Genomic DNA, 21,230 nt, shown 5'->3' on the forward strand with positions numbered 1-21,230 from the left:
GGGCAAAGCATTGCCAATCAACTTTATGAGAAAAACAAATATAAAACTTTATTGCAAGCATTCCGAAAGTAATGGCTTAAAATTTTCCCTTGATAAAGTCCTCTGCAAGCACGGGTATCTGCTCAAGCCAGTAGTCAACGATGCCCTCAACCTTTTTCTCGTTGGCATCGCCATAAATGCGGGCCGCCTTTATCTGAGGCTCGTCCAGCGGGGCGCCTATCCTGCTCACCAGGTACACGTAGGCCTCCTCAACCCCGTCGAGCCCGGCTATTTCATGGGCAGCCCTGTCCGCTACGACATTATAGATCTTTCCCACATGGCTCACAGGGTTCTTGCCAGCAGTAGCCTCCATGGTCATAGGCCTGCCAGGGGTTATCAGGCCATTAAAACGATTTCCCCTCCCCGTCTCGCCGTCATCGCCCATCTCGGCAGAGGTGCCCGTAACAGTTAGGTAAATGTCCTCGCCTCTATCCGCTGCGTTAACGGCCACAGCGGCGTCATCCCAATCGGTGGCCACCTGTCTCAGCACCTCGCCCTCGATGGCCACCTTGATATCCTCGTACTGCTCCCTATCCTTAACGTATTTAGACACGATGGCCGCTGCCAGCGTGAAGTGTACGGCGCCCCCTCTTCGTATGCCCATGACCTTTACGTCCTCGCCGACACCCCTCACCGACCTCATTAGAGGCTCAATCCTCAAGGCGCTCTCCTCTAAATGGCTTAGTGGGGCAAACCCTATGCCAATAGACGTATCGTTGGCTAAAGCCTTGCCAGCCAGGCCGCGCAGCTCGGCTGAGCCGACGCCAATCCTCGGCTCAACTATAAAATCGTGGCCGATGTTCTTGAGCGTGGCCCGAAGGAACTTCTCCGCCGCCTCCCTCGCGATGTCCTGCACGGGCACCTTCGCTCCCCCCACATCGTCGGTGGCACGGCCTCCGATGATTACTGCGAGAGGCCTCAACACCTCTCCTCCGCCAAACCGGGGGCTTGAGCGCCCCCCTATGAGTAAAACCTTATCCACGTTATGATGCATTATGCGCCCAAAGTGGTCCATATAATAGCGGCACAGGCTCCTCGACACCGCGTCAGAGACTCCATCACACAAAGTATCGGGATGGCCCAGCCCTTTTTTCTCTACGATCTCAAACCCACAGGCTCCATATGGCCGCCTTATCTTTTCAATCAACATCTAGCTATAGATTATCCCGCCACGGCAAAAAGCTACCTCTTGCCTACGGGCATGAGCTTCCTGACGGCGTCGAAAGCGTCCATGTCAGGCACCTTGGACTCGAGCCACCTGCTCAGCGACTCCTTCTTAAGCTTCGCCTTATTCTTAATCTGTGCCTTTATGGACTCCACGTCTCCCCTGGACAGCCCAAAATAATCGCAGAACTTATCGGTAGTCGTCAGCTCGTAGGAGCGGCCAGCCCTCTTTTTCTGGATGAGGCCCTTCTCCAGGAGCAGGGCGACGTGCTCGTAAGCTGCCTGGCCCCTCACCTCGACGAGGTCGGACTGCTGTATTGGCTGATAGTAGGCGATGACCGAGAGCGTCCTTAAAACAGGAGGCTTAAGCTCGCCGGGAGAGAGCGCCATGACGCGCTCCGCATACTCGGGCTTGAGCTGCATGGAGTATTTGCCCTCCAGCCTTACCACTTCTATGGGAGACCCCCTCTGCCTGTACTCCTCCATCAGCTTCTCCACAAGCGAGTTAATATAAGTGCTCGACCGGCTCAGGAGGCCTTTGAGCTGCTGCTCGCTGACCGGCCCTCCCGCAGAAAACAGCGCCGCCTCAAGAAGGCTTTTCTCATCCAACCTGCCTCGACCTCCTTATGAGAATATCCTCGAAGATGTTCTCCTGAATGAGCGTGACGTACTTGCGGTTTGCCAGGAATAAAAGGGGTAGGTAGACGTCCACTATGCCCCGCGGAGTGTTGTCAGTGATCAGCTCCGAGAACATCACGAACTCCCTGTAAGCGAACTCCCTGTCAAGCAGGCTTCCCAGCTCGAGGATGCTCTTTTCGATGTCCTCCTTGTGGGCGATGCTCAACACCTCTTCGATGGTCTTGCGGTGAGGCTTCTCAATCCTGAGGCTCTTCCGCATATGGGATATATCCTTCGTGGCGACCGCCCGCTGGAGCTCAACTATAAGCTCCTGTAAGGTCACGGGCCTGGCCGACGACCGCCTGTGCCTGGGCTCCAGCATCGGGAGCTCCTCCGGCTCCAGGCCGAACTCCAGGGGTTCCTCCTCAGGCTCTGGGGGTGGCGCGTTCACGAGCAGGTCAGACTTCATGCGCAACAATATGGAAGCGTAAAGTAAAGTCCGGGCCGACGCCCTGAGGTCTACCTTCTCCCTTTCCACCAGCTTCGCAAGGAATTTATCGGTTACGTCGATTATGTCGATATTCCAGGGGTCTATCTCGCCTGACCTCGCCATCTCTAATAGTATCTCGATGGACTCTTCCTGCTGTGGGGCCGTGTCAGCCTGCACGGAGCTTCACCCCTGTGATGCTCGATATGTTGTTTTCCTGCATGGCTATGCCGATGGTCCTGTTCGCAGACTCGATCATAGGCTTCCTCAAGGAGACGACGATGAACTGGGCGTCCTTCGCAAGCTTCTTTATCATGCGCGCCACGCGCTCGGCGTTGGCGCCATCCAGAAACATGTCTATCTCGTCGAAGACGTAGAACGGCGCAGGCATGTGCCGCTGGATTGCGAATATAAAAGCTAGAGCGGTCAGGCTCTTCTCGCCCCCGGACATCGCCTCCAGCCTGTGGAGCGACTTACCCTGGGGCTGGGCGTGTATGGTCAATCCGCCGGAAAACGGGTCATCGGGGTTTTCCAGTATAAGCTCCCCGAAGCCATCTGACAATTCCTTGAAAATCTCCTTAAAGTGCCCGTTAATCGCGTTAAACGTGGCCAAAAAGGTCTCCTTTTTCATCTTCTTGTAGTGCTCTATCTTCTCCAGGATGTTTTCCCGCTCCTTCTGGAGGGTGTCGCGCTTGCCCGTGAGCTCGGTTAGGCGGGCCTGGACGCTATCGTACTCAGTGATAGAGAGCATGTTGACCGGCTCCAGCGCCTGCATCTTCTTCTCGAGCAATGAGATTGTCGCCTTCACCTTTTCCAGTGGCGGCACGTCTTCGGAGGGCTGGATACCCCTCTCCTGCACGGCCTTTTCAAGGGACTTGATCTTCTCCAGGCACTCCTCCCTGGAGACCTCCAGGGTGTTAAGCATGGCAGTTAGCCTTTCCAGCGAGCGGCGCGTCTCGTATAGGTCCTGGTCGGCCTTCGACAGCGCTTCAGACATGGCCTCCCGCTGCCTCTTCATGCCGGCAAGCTCTGCATCGATCTCCTTCTCGCGAGTCGACATCTCCTCTATATCCTTCTCGAAATCGTGTATCTGAGCCTCGTTCTGGGCTATCTTTTCCCGCAGCGAGGCGATGTCCTCGTCTATCCTTGCGCCGCGTTCCCTGCTCTCCTCGATGCGGGCGCTAACGTAGCCCTTCTCCATCCTGAGCGCCGCTATGGCCGACTCGGTGTCCCTTATCCTGCCTTCAAGGCGCCTCATCTCCTCCTCGATGCGGCCCGCCTCTTCCGTGAGCGATGGCATTTCAGAGCCCTTAAGCTCCTCCTCCAGCCTCGCCGCCTCCGCGCTTACTGCCGCTATGTCTTTATCAGCGCTTGAGATGGCATCCTCTGCAGCGATGAGCTCGTCCCTCAGCCTTCGGCGCTCCTCCCTCAGCGCCTCTATGGCGGCCTCTTTTTCCTTGATGGCTGCCTCAAGCCTGGACGCCCGGCCGGCCAGCTCCTCCTTGCGGGCGTTAAGCTTAGAGGCCTGGGCCTCTATTGCCGACCTGTCCTTCTTCAGGCTATAGATATGGCCTTCGATCGACTCAATCTTTTTTAAGATTGAGTCACGGCTAGACTCCTGTATGGTTATCTGCTCCGCCAGCGCCTTGATGCGCTCCTCTTCGGATGCCTTAAACCTCAGCTTGGCACGGGACCGGAAGCCGCCCGTCATGGCGCCGCTCTTCTCGATAAGGTCGCCGTCGAGGGTTACAATCCTCCCCGTGCCGATGAGGCGGCGGGCCGTCTCAAGCGTGTCAACTACAAGCGTGTCCCCGAACACGTACCAGAACGCAGGGTCGAAGCGGCTATCGAACTCCACCAGGTTGATGGCATAGTCGATGACGCCCGGCTCCCTTATAGCCCTGAGCGGAAGGCGCTGCCTCATCCTGTTCAATGGCAAAAAGGTGGCGGTACCCAGCCTCCTCTCCTTCAAATAATATATACACCTGGCGGCATCCTCGTCGTTGTCCACGACGATGTTCTGGAGGCGGCTGCCTGCGGCCACCTCCAGGGCGGTGGCGTACTCCTCCCTGACCTTTCCAAGCTCGGCGATGGTGCCATATATTCCAGGAAGCTCGTGGGAGTTACGGGCGCTAAGGATGGCGCCGACCGCCTCGCTGTACCCATCATAGTCCTCGTACGCCCTGACGCGGGCCTCAGCCTTAGCGTACTCCTCCTGCAGCTTTCGTAGCTTTTCCTCTATGCCCGATAGCTCATGCCTCGCCCGAGACCTCGCGCCCTCCATGTCGCTAATATCAGCATCGAGCGCCTGGGCCTTCTTTTGAAGCTCCACGATATCCTTTTCGATGTTGCCAGCCTCGACGCGGGCCTCCTCGATGCGGCTTCTACTCGAGGCTATCTCGGCCACGGCGTCCTGCTCCTCATCCTGCTTGCGGCGGGCGGCGTCCAGTATCCTGTCCTTCTCCCTGAGCTTCTCGTTGCGAAGGTTGCGGGACGCCTCCAGCGCAGCCTTAACCTCGGAGAGGCGCGTACGGACTCCTGCAAACCTGGCGTCGATGGCGGACATCTTCTTTTGAACCTCCTCGAGGCTGCCCTTCCTGAAGGCGTACTCGTTCGCCAGGCTAAGCTTCCGCGCCTCTTCCCCCGCTATTTTGCCGTCCAGCTCCTCAACCTGGCCTTTTGCCCTTTCCGCCTCTAAAAAGAGCTTCTGCTTTTCCGACTCCCGGCTCGCTATCTCAGACCTTGAGAACTCGATGATGTTGCTGCAGGCCTTGATGCCGGCACGGGCCTCCTCTATCCGCCGCTTTATTAAGAGCTGCTCGCCCTCTCCCTTCTCCGTTATGGTATCATTAAGGGCCTTGATGTCGTCCTTCAGCTTTTGAACCGCTGCGCCCTTCTTCTCCGCCTCGGCGATGACGGCCTGCCTCTTCGAGGCCTTATCCGCTATGTCCTCGAGCAGCGAGTCCAGCACCTGCTGCGCCTCCTTTAGCTCTGACAGAACCAGGTAGCCCTCGTTCCTGGCCTTCTCATCCTTATAAGACTTGTAGAGAAGAGCCTGGTCCCTCTCTGATTTAAGCTGGGCGAGGCGGGCCTCCACCTCGGATATTATTATAGAGACGCGGTCTATCCGCTCCCTCACGATGTCTAGCTCCGCGAGCGCCTTATCGGTCTTCTCGTCGAACTCGGCCGTGCCCGCGATCTCGTCGATTATCTTTCGGCGCTCGAAGTCGCTCACCTCTATGATGCGGGTAACGTCGCCCTGCATTATGACGTTGTAGCTATTCGGGGATATCCTCGCCTTGAGGAGCTGCTCGTGTATCTCTGAAAGAGAGCAGGGCTTATCGTTGAAATAGTAATAGCTGTAGTAGCCGCTGTCGCTTGACTTGATGCGCCTCGTCACCGTGACCTCGTCCTGGTCGACCGGCAGCTCGCGGTCCGTGTTGTCGAAGCGAATCGTGACCTCGGCGGTGCCCGAGCTCTTGCCATCCACGCTATATATGAGATCGGTGAGCTTCTCCGCCCTCATAGAGCGGGAGTTCGACAGGCCGAGGCAAAAGACTATGCTGTCTACGACGTTGCTCTTGCCAGAGCCGTTTGGGCCGCTGATCGTGGTAAAATCGTCAAAGAAAGGTATTTTAGCCCTGCGGCCGAACGACTTGAAGTTGTTCAGCTCTATCTCTTTTATGTGCATGGACCCACGCTTTGGTCACGAGTTTCTGCTCAAGTGGAAGAACCTGAGCGCGTCGTCCTTATGACCATCTTCCTTAATATCCTTCTGGTCTGATGCCGCGAACTTATCGAAGAGCTGTGGATCCATGGGCACGCTCCCCGGGATGGACAGGTCCTCTTCGGGATACCCCTCCTCATTTTCCCTTGACATGGCCATGAGCACCGTGTTGAACGTCTCCTCGAGGGCGCCCATCTTCTTCAAGACCTCTGAGAGCGTTATCTGGGCCTCCTTGACCTCCATCTCCAGGTGGTCAACCTTCTCCGCCAGGGCTTTTATCTCCCCGCCAGAGCCGGATGAGGCCTCTATCTCCCTCTTCAAGGAGCGGATCTCCTCGTCCTTCTCCTTAAGCCTCTGCTCCAATCGCCCGAGCACAATATCCTTGATATCCCCTTCCATTTTGAACCCTTACTTGGTAAAACGAAGTTTGTGTATATATTTGTTGCTCTGCGGGGAAAAATGGGCTTAAGCTTTGAAGCTTTTAGTCCACTCAGGCGTTTCTGGCGCTTTTTGGCCGTCGAGCATTTCCTGCCACTTTTCGTCGGTCAGGCGGTCGCTCATCGGCTGCTTGAACTCGTAGTATGAGAAGGCGGCGCCCTTCGTGATGGTGAGATTGCCTTCTATGGGGACGGCCACGAAGATATGGTACGGGTTGCCCACGGCCTCCTCCAGCACCATCCCCGTATTAACGTCGGTGTGCACGTCCGCCACGATTGCCATCCTCTTGTCAACATTCTTGTCAACACCGCTCACCTCAGGCGGGAAAGTGGTAAGGTTTTCAAGGATGTTACCATAGCCCCTGATAAGGTTATAGTCGTCGTCAGATAGCGCTGTGCTGGTAAGCTCTTTCTCCGAGATCGACTTTAGGGAGACTAAAAGGTCTTTTAGCGCTGTCAGCCGCCCGGAAAATGCTTCGAGCAGAAGGCTCCTTGACCTTAAGCCTTCAATAGTCATTGTGGTGAGAGATGCCAGCCGGCCGTATAGCTCGGGGTTAGGCTCAACGTAGCCCTTCGCAAGCTCTGTCGGAATGGCGGCTGAAGTCCTCATGGTATAGCTCTGCTTGGCATACAGTATCGTATCGTGCCTCAGCTCTGTCCAGCTTCCAAGCGACGTGTTAAGCTCCTTATCAGTCCACGCCTGGCTTTTCATGAAGGATGGGTAGCCATCGCCCTTCTCGTTGAGAAGCGCCATGAGGCAGTATAGCCAGCACCAGTACAGGTTCTGCGTCCAGTCCTCAGCTTTAAGGGCGGCGAACTGCCGCTTCAGGGAATCCATTTGCTTCTCGTAGTTTAAATAGTGGGTCTCATTGTATACCTTATCTAAGATTTCATATGCCCTCTTCGAGCCCAGTACGGCCATCACGTCCAGGCCCATGGGGAAAAGCCTTGGGTCTGCTTGCGTGCCCACCTTCGCATACACTAGCTCCTGGAACATGTAGGAGTCGGGGATGAAACGCTGGCCCATGAACCTGAAGCCCTTTATGGTGTCATAGCCGCTCTCGGCGTACTCTTGCGAGAGGAGGGTCGATACAATCTTAGGCTCCTTAAGCTTAATCGCCTTATCGATGAACGCCTGGAGCTTCGTATCGTCGGCGAGGTCGTCCAGGCTAGCATCGCTCCCGTAGACCTCCAGCAATAGCTGGCTGTAGTCGAACGCCGAGAGGTCGTCTGACTCGCCCACGAAGAATACGGTAGGCTCATAGATGCCCTTCCACAGATCGAACGCTTTACCCTTTAGCGCAAGCGTGATGAGGATGGCCATGCGTGTCTGCTCTTTAGCCACAGCGGGGTCATCCTTGAATATGAGGCGGAACATCATGCGGCCATACCACATCATGGCCATGAAGTACTTTTTCAGGGCCTCATTCCTGGTGTAGTGTCCCCTTGGCACGTACTGGCTATAGTCTTCCTTATAGCCGAAGATGGGCGACTTCGCGAAGCCCTCGTGGGCGTTGATGAGGGCTAGCTCGCCCTGTACCATGCCCTTCACGCTCGAAGGCACGTCGGGCGTCTCGCCGAGCAGCGTGAGCGCCACGGCGAAGAACGCCGCGTTCTTGAGGGCGGCCGTCTTCACGGGCTCAGCCGCCGACTCCATCTGGGCCATAGACTCGTCGAGCATTAGCCTGGAAAGGCTGACGATGTCGGGGCTGAAGCGCTGCACTTCAAGCATCCGCAAGATATAGTCGAATAAAATGTGATACGCATGGAGCACGGAATCGGTGGTCACGAAGGCGGGCAGCCCTTCCTTGCTCAAGCCCTTATAGACATCATAGATCTGGGCATCGCTTGATGGCACTAAGTAAAAAAATTTCTCCGCCAAAGCCTTCTTCCCGGCATCATCGACGCCCATACGGTCCAGGCCCGTAAGCTTTGAAGCGTCTACAGCATAGTCTTTCAAGGATGGCGTCACCGTCGAGGGCATGGGCAAGAAATCGGCGAACTTTCCCTTCGTCTTAGCTGTAATAGTATACAGCATGCTCCCCATCGGCTTCGTCGTCGCGCTCTCGTCCATCGACCTGGTTATGCAGCCCCAGGCGCCCGAGCTTATCATTATCCCGCCCGCGACGCCCAGCGCCTTCAAGAACGAGCGCCTGCGCATTGAAGATAGGCCACCGCTCATATATAAAAAATGAATCGTCACTACGAAATAGATTACTATAACTACGGTCGGTTTCGTAGTGAAGGCCTTAATGAAACCATCAGGCTTTTATCTTTTCCGCTTTACTTTATGATGATGCGCACGATTGATTGGACTGATGAGAAGGGCTGCATTACTATTATAGATCAGACGGCGCTGCCCTCAAGGCTTACTGTGCTGGATATTTATGATGTTGATGGTTTGTGTGAGGCGATACTTAAGCTGAGGGTGCGTGGAGCCCCGGCGCTGGGGGCGGCGGGGGGCTTCGGGGTGGCGTTGCTGGCGAGGACGCTAAAGGCTCAAAAGTTCCAGGATTATATTGGCTGCTTGAGGGATGGCGCGGATAAGCTGAAGAGGGTGCGCCCGACGGCCGTAAACCTATCCTGGGGAACGGAAAGGGTGCTGAGGAGGGCGCTCACAGGAAAGGATAGGGGTGAGGTGGAGGCGCTGGCGTTGGATGAGGCGAAGGCGCTGGCAGACGAGGACGTGGCCAGGTGCAAGGCCATAGGGGAGCATGGGGCATCGCTCTTAAAAGATGGTGACACGGTCCTGACCCATTGCAACGCTGGCAGGCTGGCATGCGTAGACTGGGGCACGGCGCTGGGGGTAGTCAGAACGGCAGTGGCCAAGGGAAAAAGCATAAAAGTCATCTCATGCGAGACCAGGCCATTGAACCAGGGAAGCCGCATAACCTGCTGGGAGCTCATGGAGGACGGCATACCGGTCACGCTGATAACGGACAGCATGGCCGGGCATGTGATGCGGGCCGGAAGGGTTGACTGCGTAATCGTGGGAGCAGATAGAATCGTCCAGGACGCGGTTTTCAACAAGATAGGCACGTACGCGCTTTCAGTGCTCGCTAAAGCCCACAATACTCCTTTTTACGTGGCAGCGCCCTTATCCACGTTTGACCTTTCGAGGAAAGAGAAGGACGTGGTCATAGAGGAGCGCAGCCCCGACGAGCTGAGGTACTGGAACGGCTCACCGATAGCCCCTGCCGGCGTGCCGGCATATAACCCGGCGTTCGACGCCACGCCCATGGAAAACATAACCGCCATCATCACAGAGCAAGGCATTATGAAGCCCCCGCTCGCGCCCCATATAAGGTGACGTGTTCTATGAGTCCTGCAGCAAAATTTATATCCTATATCGGGCAACGTATTTTACTTAAGGCTGGCTTCGACATGGCCGATAAGCTCGTCACATATTCTAAGAACGTGTTCATCCCCGTCACTAACATGTGCCGCAACAATTGCGGCTATTGCGGGTTCAGGCGGGACCCCGGCTCACCGGAGGCCTTCATCATAAGGCCCGAGGAGGCACATGAAATGCTGAAAAAGGCCGCCGGACAGGGCTGCCTGGAAGCCCTTTTCACGTATGGCGACTCGCCATCAGATAAAAGGTTTTTTGAAGGGCTGAGAAAATATGGCTATGAGACGCTCACCGACTACGTTTACGACCTTTGCCTTGACGCGATTCGCCTGGGCCTGCTTCCCCATACGAATGGAGGGGTGTTGCCCTATGATGAGCTAAAAAAGCTTAAAGAGGTCAACGCGAGCATGGGCCTCATGCTGGAGACCACGGCAAGGCTTGAGGCGCACCGCCTCAGCCCCGCAAAGGACCCCGAGACGCGCATAAAGTTCATAGAGGATGCCGGAAGGCTACGCATACCGTTCACCACGGGCATACTGGTCGGCATCGGGGAGACCTGGGAGGACCGCCGCCGCTCCCTCGAGGCCATCAGGGACATACATAAAAGGTATGACCACATCCAGGAGGTTATCGTACAAAACTTCGTGCCGAAGCCGCACACGCGGATGGGCAACGTGAAACCCCCCTCCGTCGAGGACATGATAAGGGTTTTAAGGATGGCCCGAGAGATATTGCCAGAAGACGTTGAGCTTCAGGCTCCCCCCAACCTGACCTCCCACCTTAAGGAATTCTTAGAGGCCGGCGCGGGGGACATTGGCGGCATCTCCCCGGTTACCGAGGATTACATAAACCCGGAGTGCAGGTGGCCTACGCTGGATGAGCTAAAGGCCATGGGCCTGAAGCTCAGGGAACGGCTGCCCGTCTATCCTAAGTATGTGAAGCGCGGCTGGTATGGCAGGCAGGTCGAGCCGATCATCAAGAAATGCTCCGATGGAGACGGTTACCGTGTTTAAGGAAGTATATGGGCGCTCGCTTGAAGGTAAAATAACTAAAAGGGATGCGCTGGAGCTGATTAAGAAAGACCCGTTTGAGCTATTCCAGACGGCAGATGCCGTAAGGGAGACGCTTGTAGGCGATACGGTCTCTTATATAGTAAACAGGAACATCAACTTTACAGATAAGTGTATTGGCACGTGCCGTTTTTGCGCCTTCCGGAATAATACGGGGTATCAGTTGAGCATAGATGAGATACTGAGTAAGGTGGGGGAGGCGAAGAGGTATGGGGCAACGGAGGTTTGCATTCAGGGCGGTTTGCTTCCCGACATGTACCTGAAGGATTACGTCGCCATGCTTAAGGCGATAAAGGATAGCTATGACATCGATGTACATGCATTCTCCCCGATGGAGGTCTTCCACATGAGCAAGATTTCCGGGGTGAGCGTCTCGCGCTCGCTTGAAGCCCTCAAGGAGGCGGGCCTTGGCTCGATGCCGGGCACGGCGGCAGAGATACTCGTGGACTCAATCAGGCAGAAGATATGCCCGGATAAGCTGACCACCAGGCAATGGGTGGACGTCGTCACGAAAGCCCACAAGGCCGGCATACCCACGACTGCGACCATCATGTATGGGCATATTGAGACCTGGGAGGACCGTATCGACCATATATTCCTCCAGAGGGACATACAGCGTAAGACTCACGGCTTTACGGAGTTCGTGCCGCTCACATTCATGAGCAAGAATAACCCGCTGGGCGAGGTAGCCCACGGGGCAAGCGGGCTTGATGACCTGAGGATGTACGCCCTCGCCAGGCTCATCTTCGGAAAAGATTTAGTAAATATACAGGCATCATGGGTGAAGCTTGGGGTCAAGCTAGCCCAGGTGGCCCTTCACTGCGGCGCTAACGACCTCGGCGGCACGCTCATGGAGGAGAAGATCTCTAAATCCGCAGGCTCAAAGTCCGGCGAGTGCCTGTCCCCCGACGAGCTCAGGGATATCATCAAGGGCGCCGGCCGGACGCCACGGCAGCGCACCACTCTTTACAAGTATGTCAACTAAAAGGATGATACAATGCTTGAGGATGTTTTCGAGCGCTCCCTGAAGGGCGAGATAACGAAAGAGGACGCCCTCCAGCTCGTCCACGTAAACCCGTTCGAGCTTTTTGACACGGCGAACGAGCTGAGGAAGGAGATAGTGGGCGATGAGGTCACGTTCGTGGTCAACAGGCTCGTCGAGGTCACCGACCGCTGCATGATCGGGTGCGCCTTCTGCTCCTTCAGGAATCACGTGGGCTTCAAGCTGACCACCGAGCAGGTCCTGGAGAGGGTTGGCGAGGCAAAGAAGATCGGCGCCACCGAGATATGCCTGATATCGGGCGTCATGCCATACATGACCGTTGACTATTATTGTGACCTGTTCCAGGCCATAAAGGCGAACTATGACATCATGATACACGCCCTGTCGCCCATGGAAGTATACCATGCGGCTAAGGCGTCGGGGGTGACGCCATACGAGGCGATGGACGCCTTCAGGAAGGCCGGCCTTGACACGATGACCGGCGCCTCTGCCGAGATACTCATAGACTCCGTGAGGGCCAGGATTTGCCCGAAGAAGGTGTCCACAAAGGAGTGGGTTGACATCATCATGGACGCCCATAAATTGGGGATCAAGACGACGTCAACCATCATGTATGGCACCGTGGAGACCTGGGAGGATCGTATTGAGCATATGCTCATTCTAAGGGATATCCAGCGCAAGACCGGCGGGTTTACCGAGTTTATACCTCTGACTTTCATGCACGAAAACAACCGTCTGAGCGGGGAGTCTATCGGGGCGAGCGGCATGGATGACCTGAAGCTACACGCCCTGGCCCGCATCATCTTCGGCAGGGACATCCCGAACATCCAGGTGTCCTGGGTCAAGATGGGCACGAAGCTGGCACAGGCGACGCTGTTCACCGGCGCTAACGACTTCGGCGGCACGATGATGGAGGACAAGATATCGGTTGCGGCCGGCGCCTCATACGGCGAATACCTGTCAAGGGAAGACATCATCAAGTTAATAAAAGCCGTGGGCCGCATCCCCCGGGAGCGCAACACCCTCTACCAGCCCGTTCAATAGTATGTCGATTTCATTATAGGCAAGTAAGTGGGGTACGCTAGAGTATATGGTATTTGTTAGTAAGTGTCCTAAATTAATGAGGTCGAGTACCTGAAGCTAACACTACTTTATTCACCACTTGGTGTTTTTTGTGTCCCTTGTGGTGAAAAATGCCGGCAAAATAGAATCATTGGAGCGCCAATAAAGAATCACACTAATAGTATATGTCGCGTGTCACGTATAGCCCCAGCGCCCTGCGCTTCTCTATGTTTTTCCTCGCCCTGCTCTTTTTATCCAGGGCCAGTTTTTCGAGCTCCCTCAAGCCCTGCTCGCCGATCTCTTTTACTTCAAGCTTTCCGGCTGCTACTGCTCTGCGGAAAAGGTCCAGGCCCGTCTTTGTCCTGAGAAAAACGGTATTCCATCCTGGCTCCGAGCCTACGGAGCCTACGGATATGTCCGCCCACTCAGATACCAGGTCCGGGCAGATGCGGTCACCATCCTGGATATAGCGGGAGGCCTGCCTGAGCGGCACCGATACCCCCTTCTCGCCTTCCGTAATGAACCTGCCAGAGGAGCACCGCATCCTGACCACGTCAGACAGGGGCTCCTCCCCAAGCCCCTCCACGATAGCCTTTAGGCTGGCCGGGTAAAAGTTCTCGTAGCAAAAGATGCCGATCACCAAAGCTAAACTATCCACGATATCCCTGGCCCCAAAAGGGTAAAGCTGCATCTTCCGGATAGCCTCGACCTGGCATGGCAGCCCCACGTAGCCTATCCTCGTGAGCGCCTTTTCCCGCGTCGCCTCCTTGAGCCAGTAAAGGCTGGGCGACAGGGCGTATACGCTCTTCGCAGACTCCAGCGCCTCCTCCCTCGTTGTGGCCACGTACTGCTCGGGCACCCACTCCTCTTCAGACTTCCTGGTTAGCACAGCGCCGTCGATGAAGCCGGACTCCAGGGCATAGCAAATCAGCGAAGTCACCGTCCCGCCATCCTGCGCAACGCTCCTTATATAATCATCGCTCGACCTCGCCGTGAAAGCTTCCTTATATCGCCCGAATCCCTGGTACGCCATCTCACTCCTCCATGAGCCTCTTCATCATGCCCTCGATGGCCGCAGTCGGAAGGAAGCTCCGCGGGCACTGGGCATAGCAGGCGCCACACTTCACGCATCTATCAAAAATGACGTTAGGCCTTCCCATCTCCATGGTGATAGCCCTGGTGGGGCAGGCCATGGCACAGGCGCCGCAGCCTATACACAGGGAATTCTCCACTATATCCTTCCACAGGTCGCAGCCACAGGCATACCCCCCGACTTCATAGGACGAGAGGTACTTTAAGTAGTCCAGGTCGCCCTCGACGAACGCCTTGATGACGTTATAGGCCATCTGGGGCGCAGGGGGTGAGCCGGGCACGAAGGCGTCCACCTTTACAAGGCGGCTAATCGGCGGGAAAGCCTCGTGCTGAGGCTGGGGAAGCTGGCCCCCTCTGCAAAAGTTGTTAATCGTCGCCGTAGTGGAGCAGCCGCCCCACGCCACCAGGTAAGAAGAATTTTCACGGGCCTTCTTCAGCGTCTCGACCGCCTCCCTGGACTGCAGGCATGCCGCCCCGTCCACAAAGACGATGTCAACCTTCGGAGCCTCCCTTGCATCCATTATGAGCGTCATGTACTCGACATCCACCATCTCCATGATATCCAGCAGCCTCTCAAAATTATCTAAAAATGATATCTCACAGCCCGAGCAAGCTGCCAGGTGTACGTAGGCGAGCTTAGGCCTGCCCATAAGGCACCTCCGGCCTGACCCACCTATCCTCCACGACCTTGCCCTCGTTTATTACTAATAGATGGGTGGCGCAGGAAATACATGGGTCATAGGCGCGCATCACCCACTCAGCCCACCTATAATGGAAGCCTTCGGTAGCCTTGCCGATGACGGGAATGTTCCACATGGTGGCGGGCATGGCCTTATAATAGGTTATCCGTCCATCTTTCACGCTGGCGAGGTGGACGTTGGTTCCCCTCGGCGCCTCGTTGACCCCTATCCCCATATCGCCATCGCCATACGAAACCGGCCTGTTCAGGGTGTTCGCCCTCGTATTAAGCTGCCTCAGGATTTCAAGGCCCCTCTCCACCCTAACAGTAATCTCCTCCAGCCTGGCCCGGTTGAGGGCCATCGTGCCCTTCTCCTTGTAGCCCCTGAATTTCCACAGGCGGGCTCTCGGCCCTACCTCCACTATCCTGCCACGCAGCATCGGGATGACCGTGCAGGCCTCAACGCCCACATCCTTTCCATAATAGTTGGCCGGCAACTCCTCCGAATAATGGGGGTGGTACTCATTTGCATAGACCTCCGAGCTTCCGTAAATTAAATCGGTGGCCATCACGTCCACGTCAACTGCGCCCAGGCCCTCGGGCACGTCCGAGGAGTCGAAGGCCTCCTCCATGAATCCCTTTTGCTCCTCGTGGTACTGCCTGTACCCGGTGAGCAGCTCGATGAGCCTGTTACGGGCGGCCTCGCTTATATTAGTATACATGCCCCCAATCCTTATGTAGGGAGAGTGTATGGCCTCGCCGCCAGCCACGCTGCAGATGTACTGGCCAATCCGCCTCATCCTCTGGATGCGGACCAGCGCCTCCCTGGCCTTGCCAGGGTCCTTCACGAAGTCCGGCAGGATTAAGACCTGCTGGAGCGGGTGGTCGTGCAAGTGGTTGCCTATGTTACAAAGCTCACGTAGCAATAGCCCATGGTGTGGAGGCGTGACGCCTATGGAGCGCTCGATGGCCTCCGATGAGGCGGTCGCATGGGTTGGAGGGCAGAGGCCGCAAAAGCGGCTGGTGGCCACCGGCGCGAACTCCATCTCCCTCCCTACCAAGAACTTCTCGAACCCCCTCACCGTGACCATGCTTAAAAAGCTGCCCTTCTTGACCACCCCGCCCTCGTCTACCTCAAGGATGAACTTGCCATGCCCCTCGTTGCGAGTGGTGGGCGCGATGACGACGGTCTCCAAGTTTAGCACCATAAAAAGAGAAGAAAGGCAAATTTATAATTGTTTTTGAATTATTGTTTGATTTCGATCTCCTTCTCGAAGGCGCCTATTTTCGTGTCCCATACGTATACGTCTACCGTTATCTTGTACTTGCCCGCCGTCGAGATGCCATTGTAGTTGTCGGGAATGGCTATGCTGTATTCGACCTTTTTCGTCTCGCCTGGCTGGACGCCCAGGCCCGTAAGGGGCGTATCTGAGGACTTGAAGCTCATATAGGCCACCGTTAAAAACCTGGCCACAGATACGTGGAGCTTCGCCTCATCAATGGGCACCGTCCCCGTATTTTTTATGATGATATATGCGATCGCAGTATCGCCACCCTTATACGTGTCCTTATCGGTGCCGCCATCCACGAACTCCGCTCTCTTTACGACGGGCTGCACGGGAGTCGGCACCGCGGGGTAACCGCCTGGCTGCGATCCGCCCGGGATAAACTGGCCCGTGGGCACCGTCGCATAAGGCGTTGAGGTGGGGGCCGCAGGAATAAAGGTCGGCTGCTGAGCAGTGTCATAACTGCTAGGCCCAAAAATCACAGATACGAGCATGTACCCGGCGGCAAGGAGGGCCGCCAGGACCACTAACCCCACCACTGCAATGGCTGCCATGCTCAAAAGGCTTCGGTCTTCCATGTTTTTCACTTCTTACCTCGACGCTTTGCGATTATATGATCTTTACTCCCCTGCCCACGCGGGTCACGAACGACTCGCAGGAAATGCCGTATGAAAGGAACTCATCCCTCATAGCCTTTTCTATGGCTTTAGCCCTGTCGCGGGGGCATAATGCTATCATAGTAGGGCCGGAGCCGCTTATCGCCACCCCGTACGCGCCCTCTCTCATGGCGCCGGCCTTAACGCCCTCATAGCCTTTGATGAGCGGAGAGCGGTACTTCTCGTTGAAGGAATCGGCGAGCGAGCGCCCTATCAAGTAAGGGTCCTTTTTAGCGGCGCCCGCCACGAGCATGCACGCCTTGCCCACGTTCTGGACCATCTCCCTGAGCGGGATGCAGGCGGGCAACGCCTCCCTGGCCACCCGGGTGCTCACCTTGACGTCAGGCATTATGGCGACTACGCCGACCTCCGGCATCTCGAGGCTCTCCGCCTGGCCGCCGCAAACGATTGTCAGGCCGCCCAGGAGGCAAGGCCCCACGTTGTCAGCGTGGGCCACGCCAGCCGCCGCGACCTCGCCCCTTGCAGCTATGGGCACCAGCTCTTCTCTTGTATAGCCGAGCGAGAAAAGCTCGTTGATGGCGAACGCCACGCCTGCCGCAGGGGCGGCGCTGCTCCCCAGGCCGCTGGCCGGCCTGATGCCGCTATATATCGTAATGAGCACATCCCTTCCCATCTCCTTCGCCACCAGGCCCGCCGTATTCCTCTCAGGGTCCAGCGGTATCGACTCCGAGCCTACGCCTATGACTTTAATGGCAAGCCGGTCCGCCGGCTCCACCTCTATGACGTCATACGGCTCGTCGAGGGCCAGGCCGAGCACGTCGAAGCCAGCCCCCAGGTTTGCAGACGTTGCGGATGCCTTTACCCTGATGCGGTCCATGCCCCACCTCTAAACGGCATCCCTTATAAATAAATCCATAAGCTTGAACCCCTGCCCGATAAAGAAGCCGTCCGACACGGACCTCTCATCATATGTCTTACCCGTATCTATAACGTGCCTTGAGTCATATATTATGTATGGTACAGGGTCCCTGGCGTGCGTCTTGATTGAGAGGGGCGTAGGATGGTCGGGCAGCACCATGAGCCTGAAGTCGCCGAGCCTCCGCATGCCATCGAGCATCGGGCCAACCACCTTTTTATCGATATTCTCGATGGCCTTCACCTTCTCCTCCACCATGCCCTCGTGGCCGGCCTCGTCGGGCGCCTCTATATGGACGAAGACGAAGTCCCTCTCCTCCAGGGACTTGAGGGCATACCTCGCCTTAGCCGAGTAGTCGGTATCCAGGTAGCCTGTAGCCCCGGGCACGTTAATGACATCCAGGCCAGCGTACGCTCCCAGGCCCTTTATCAGGTCCACTGCGGAGATGACCGAGCCCGTCAGCCCGTACTTTTCGCGGAATTGCGGCATGGCCGGCGCCCTCCCCTGGCCCCATGGCCATATCGAGTTCGCGGGGTTCTTGCCCGCCGCGACTCGCTTTATATTTACCGGGTGGCCGGCGAGCAGCTTCCACGAGTTTATGATTAGCTCCGCCAAAAGCTCGTGCCCATCCCCCCTGGGCATGTGAGCATCCACCGGCTCTCCCACGTAATCATGGGGAGCGTCACAGATCGCTCCTGCACCCTTTCTTAAGACGAGTAAATGGCGATAGCTCACCCCTGGATAGAACTTCACGCCATTACCCCCCATAGCCTCATCCAGGTAAGCTATAAGCTCAGCGGCCTCTTCAGACGTGACGTGGCCTGCGCTATAGTCAAAAATGGCCCCGTCCTTTATAGTGATAAGGTTGCACCTGAACGCCACGTCGTCGGGCTTCAGCCTTACGCCCATGCTCATGGCCTCCAGCGGCCCCCTCCCATTATAATACCTGGCCGGGTCATAGCCCAGCGCTGCCATGTTTGCCACGTCGCTGCCCGCCGGTAGGCCTTCCACGGTGGTCTGGCAGAGGCCGTAGTGGCGGGCGTGTCGTGCCATGAAATCCATGTTCGGCTTGTTTGCGCACATCAGCGGAGTCTTGCCGTTTAGCTCCTTGACGGGATAGTCGGACATCCCGTCTCCGAGGATGACTGCGTACTTCATTTACATCAGAGAGACCTGAGTATGGCATCCTGCACATATATTTAACTGTAGTTAGTCAATTGTCGAATAGAAGGATTACCGATATATCGCTAAGCGATGTGTGTCAAGCGTATGGCAAAAAATATGGCGAAGAATATCGATTTTAGGGTGCGTTAGCTCGGTATAGAAGCCTATTCTGTACATGGGAAAGACCAAAAAAGATTTATTAAGGAACGACCTAATGTTATGCCAATAATCCATAAGGCATGGATTTGAGAGTTAGCGATGTCAGGTTCGGCATATGTCGAAGATGCGACATATGGGTGGTAAAACAAGAGCGTTTTATCCGATACGTGATATCCGCTTAGAACACAACCATGGGAGGTTGAATTGATGAAAAATACTATTAAGGCAGCATTAGCAGTACTAGTAATAATGTCCGTTATGGCCGTAATGTTGCCAGCCTTCGCTGATAAGCCGACTTATAGGGATTTAGACTATCCGCCGGCGATTGACAACGTTACAAAGGGCAGCGTGACTGGTACGGTTTCAACGGCTGGTAATGCTACAAACGGCATTGCCAACGCTTATATCGCCATAGTCAATGCTTCCAACACGAGCCAGGAGTACTATAACACTACTTCGAACGAGTATGGCAGATACGCGTTTACTGGCGTGAACGCCACCTTCAACAGCGTTAAGCGTTATGGTTATAACTCTGCTGGAGAAAATACCACATATGCGAATGGTGGAACTGGCGAAGTGTACAGGATCTACGCTTATGCAGAGAAGTATGGTGAAGGCTACTCCAACCCGTTCGGCATTGACTCCGCAGCCACTCCCTGCGCAGTAGAAACGTCTGTCGTCATCTTTACCAAGCCCGCCAGGATTGAGCTGAGGGCTGAGAAGACCAGCGTACTTGCTAACGGCGAAGACAAGGTTAAGATAACCGCTTACGTGTACGATACGCTGGGCAACCCGGTCGCCGACGGCTACCCGATCAACTTCACGGTAGGTAACGCGACAAACAACACCTGGAACACTCCAGGATTCAGCACCTGGACCTATAAGAATGGTAGCCTGAATGCGAATGACACTCGGGATGTTAATAACGTGGCCACCAACGATGGCAGCGCCAGCGTCCAGTTCGGCTGGGTGCCACGCGGCATGGGAGGCTATAACTCGACCGTCTGGGCATACTATGCGGACAACCCGAACATAAACGCTAGCATCAGGATCTACTTCACGTCCCCGACGGCCTCATGGAGCGGCTACGTGGTTGACTCCTTCGGCAGAGCCTATGGTGGCATAACCGTCACGTTACACGCTATAGGACACAACTCAACTGTCGAAAATTACGAGTTCTACACCATGGATAGGACTACCAGCCAGAGCCTGCCATTCACCGGCCTGTTCGTCTTCGACGACATAGTGTTGCAGTACGATGACTTCGTCATCGACTATGGCTATGTATCGGCCAACGCTACTATCACCGACAACAGGACGGTAGGAGGCCAGAGCGACGCCTACAAGATGAACGAGACCAGGACTTCTGTAGGCGTGATAGTCCTACACATCCCGCCGCCAGACGCGATAAAGCTCACCGCTGAGAAGGATACGATCCTCGTGGGCGGCCAGGATGACTGGATCATCGCACAGCTCTACCTGGACGGCCTGCCGTACAAGAGGTCTGGCATCGACGTGACCTTCTCATCCGACAATGACACGGTAGCCACGCTGCCCAAGGTCAAGACTAACGTCACAGACGATAACGGTCAGGCGTGGATACTGCTGACCTCCAACAAGACGAGGGGTAAGGTTAACGTCACAGGTACCGCCCAGATCATGTTCGGGCACAACCTAACGGACACGACCACCGTTCGTGTAGTGGGCTGGGGCACCGTGTCGGGCATGGTGACCGACCAGAACAAGAACGGTGTCCCGAACGCCAACGTAACCCTCTGGAACGTCAAGTGGAATACGACAACCTACACTGGCTCCGATGGAGACTACACGGTTGGCGGATGGGAGAACACCAAGATCGTGAAGATACCCGAGAACCCGCAGCTATCCAACGATGGCAGGACGGCGGCAATCGGTACGTATACGTACTTCAGGGTACCGGAGGACGTCTACAACGTGACGGCTGAGAAGGACGGCCACGTATACTATGCAGTCTTCTGCCTGGGTTCGTGGCCTGGCGATGTTGAAGCATACAAGGATGCTACGGAGATCCCGCCATCCGAGTTCGGTACAGCTACCCACAACATAGCTATACCTGACTACGTGTACATATCGCCCGTGACATCGCCGTCTCCGACGGCAAGCGCGCCGACGCCAACCCCGACCCCAACGCCAACCCCGACCCCAACGCCGACTCCGGGCTTTGAGGCGGTGTTCGCGCTGGCCGGCCTGCTCGGCGTTGCGTACCTGATTGCGAGGAAGGAGAACTAAATAGGCTAGATCAAGGGGATAAAAAAATCCCCTTAATCTCTTTTTATTTTTGTTCTTCGTGATAAAAATGCTAAAAATGCTAAACCGGGT

General features: G+C 55.9%; 17 protein-coding genes. 5 read left to right on the forward strand and 12 right to left on the reverse strand.

Annotation, left to right across the window (positions count from 1 at the left end; genetic code table 11):
- Positions 1–76: 76 nt before the first annotated feature.
- From MTC_RS04930 to MTC_RS04955, 6 genes are all read right to left on the reverse strand, one after another.
- Positions 77–1,189: a methionine adenosyltransferase gene (locus MTC_RS04930; RefSeq protein ID WP_014405582.1), complete on the reverse strand. Its 1,113-nt coding sequence runs from the start codon at positions 1,187–1,189 to the stop codon at positions 77–79.
- Positions 1,190–1,221: 32 nt separating this feature from the next.
- The gene (gene scpB, locus MTC_RS04935) at positions 1,222–1,812 is read right to left on the reverse strand and encodes an SMC-Scp complex subunit ScpB (RefSeq protein ID WP_014405583.1); all 591 of its coding nucleotides are present in this window, start codon (positions 1,810–1,812) and stop codon (positions 1,222–1,224) included.
- On the reverse strand, positions 1,805–2,488 hold the full coding sequence (locus MTC_RS04940; protein ID WP_014405584.1) for a segregation and condensation protein A: 684 nt from the start codon (positions 2,486–2,488) through the stop codon (positions 1,805–1,807). The genes scpB and MTC_RS04940 overlap by 8 nt, the downstream gene beginning before the upstream one ends.
- The gene (gene smc / locus MTC_RS04945) at positions 2,478–5,999 is read right to left on the reverse strand and encodes a chromosome segregation protein SMC (protein ID WP_014405585.1); all 3,522 of its coding nucleotides are present in this window, start codon (positions 5,997–5,999) and stop codon (positions 2,478–2,480) included. Before smc ends, MTC_RS04940 begins: the two co-directional genes overlap by 11 nt.
- A gap of 15 nt (positions 6,000–6,014) precedes the next feature.
- Positions 6,015–6,434 carry a hypothetical protein gene (locus tag MTC_RS04950; RefSeq protein WP_014405586.1) on the reverse strand — a complete coding sequence of 140 codons (420 nt, stop codon included), beginning with the start codon at positions 6,432–6,434 and terminating at the stop codon, positions 6,015–6,017.
- Between the two features lie 66 nt (positions 6,435–6,500).
- Entirely contained in the window at positions 6,501–8,654 is a 2,154-nt protein-coding gene (locus tag MTC_RS04955) for a DUF3160 domain-containing protein (RefSeq protein WP_237705976.1), read from the reverse strand.
- A gap of 108 nt (positions 8,655–8,762) precedes the next feature.
- Between MTC_RS04955 and MTC_RS04960 the strand changes: the two genes are divergently transcribed.
- From MTC_RS04960 to cofH (MTC_RS04975), 4 genes are all read left to right on the forward strand, one after another.
- Entirely contained in the window at positions 8,763–9,782 is a 1,020-nt protein-coding gene (locus tag MTC_RS04960; protein ID WP_014405588.1) for an S-methyl-5-thioribose-1-phosphate isomerase, read from the forward strand.
- Positions 9,783–9,856: 74 nt separating this feature from the next.
- Positions 9,857–10,837 (forward strand): 7,8-didemethyl-8-hydroxy-5-deazariboflavin synthase subunit CofG, encoded by a 981-nt coding sequence (gene cofG / locus MTC_RS04965; RefSeq protein ID WP_014405589.1) that lies wholly within the window; start codon positions 9,857–9,859, stop codon positions 10,835–10,837.
- Positions 10,815–11,879: a 5-amino-6-(D-ribitylamino)uracil--L-tyrosine 4-hydroxyphenyl transferase CofH gene (cofH, locus tag MTC_RS04970; protein ID WP_014405590.1), complete on the forward strand. Its 1,065-nt coding sequence runs from the start codon at positions 10,815–10,817 to the stop codon at positions 11,877–11,879. The genes cofG and cofH (MTC_RS04970) overlap by 23 nt, the downstream gene beginning before the upstream one ends.
- A 12-nt stretch (positions 11,880–11,891) precedes the next feature.
- Positions 11,892–12,941 (forward strand): 5-amino-6-(D-ribitylamino)uracil--L-tyrosine 4-hydroxyphenyl transferase CofH, encoded by a 1,050-nt coding sequence (cofH, locus tag MTC_RS04975; RefSeq protein ID WP_014405591.1) that lies wholly within the window; start codon positions 11,892–11,894, stop codon positions 12,939–12,941.
- Between the two features lie 193 nt (positions 12,942–13,134).
- Here the strand turns inward: cofH (MTC_RS04975) and MTC_RS04980 are convergent, their stop codons facing one another.
- Genes MTC_RS04980 through MTC_RS05005 form a run of 6 tightly spaced genes read right to left on the reverse strand, consistent with a single transcriptional unit; the run spans position 13,135 to position 18,707 of the window.
- Positions 13,135–13,992 (reverse strand): Coenzyme F420 hydrogenase/dehydrogenase, beta subunit C-terminal domain, encoded by an 858-nt coding sequence (locus MTC_RS04980; RefSeq protein WP_014405592.1) that lies wholly within the window; start codon positions 13,990–13,992, stop codon positions 13,135–13,137.
- A 1-nt stretch (position 13,993) separates the two neighbouring features.
- Positions 13,994–14,701: a coenzyme F420 hydrogenase subunit gamma gene (gene frhG, locus MTC_RS04985; RefSeq protein ID WP_014405593.1), complete on the reverse strand. Its 708-nt coding sequence runs from the start codon at positions 14,699–14,701 to the stop codon at positions 13,994–13,996.
- A complete protein-coding gene (frhA, locus tag MTC_RS04990) occupies positions 14,688–15,938 on the reverse strand; it encodes a coenzyme F420 hydrogenase subunit alpha (RefSeq protein WP_014405594.1) in 1,251 nt (416 codons plus the stop codon). Before frhA ends, frhG begins: the two co-directional genes overlap by 14 nt.
- A 38-nt stretch (positions 15,939–15,976) precedes the next feature.
- Positions 15,977–16,594, reverse strand: coding sequence for a COG1361 family protein (locus MTC_RS04995; protein WP_014405595.1), 618 nt, complete (start codon positions 16,592–16,594; stop codon positions 15,977–15,979).
- A 31-nt stretch (positions 16,595–16,625) separates the two neighbouring features.
- Positions 16,626–17,510: a homoserine kinase gene (locus tag MTC_RS05000; RefSeq protein ID WP_014405596.1), complete on the reverse strand. Its 885-nt coding sequence runs from the start codon at positions 17,508–17,510 to the stop codon at positions 16,626–16,628.
- 9 nt (positions 17,511–17,519) lie between these two features.
- Positions 17,520–18,707 carry a cofactor-independent phosphoglycerate mutase gene (locus MTC_RS05005; protein WP_014405597.1) on the reverse strand — a complete coding sequence of 396 codons (1,188 nt, stop codon included), beginning with the start codon at positions 18,705–18,707 and terminating at the stop codon, positions 17,520–17,522.
- Between the two features lie 372 nt (positions 18,708–19,079).
- Between MTC_RS05005 and MTC_RS05010 the strand changes: the two genes are divergently transcribed.
- On the forward strand, positions 19,080–21,140 hold the full coding sequence (locus tag MTC_RS05010) for a PGF-CTERM sorting domain-containing protein (RefSeq protein ID WP_014405598.1): 2,061 nt from the start codon (positions 19,080–19,082) through the stop codon (positions 21,138–21,140).
- The last annotated feature ends 90 nt before the right edge of the window (positions 21,141–21,230 follow it).

The sequence above is a fragment of the Methanocella conradii HZ254 genome (assembly GCF_000251105.1).
GTDB lineage: Archaea > Halobacteriota > Methanocellia > Methanocellales > Methanocellaceae > Methanocella > Methanocella conradii.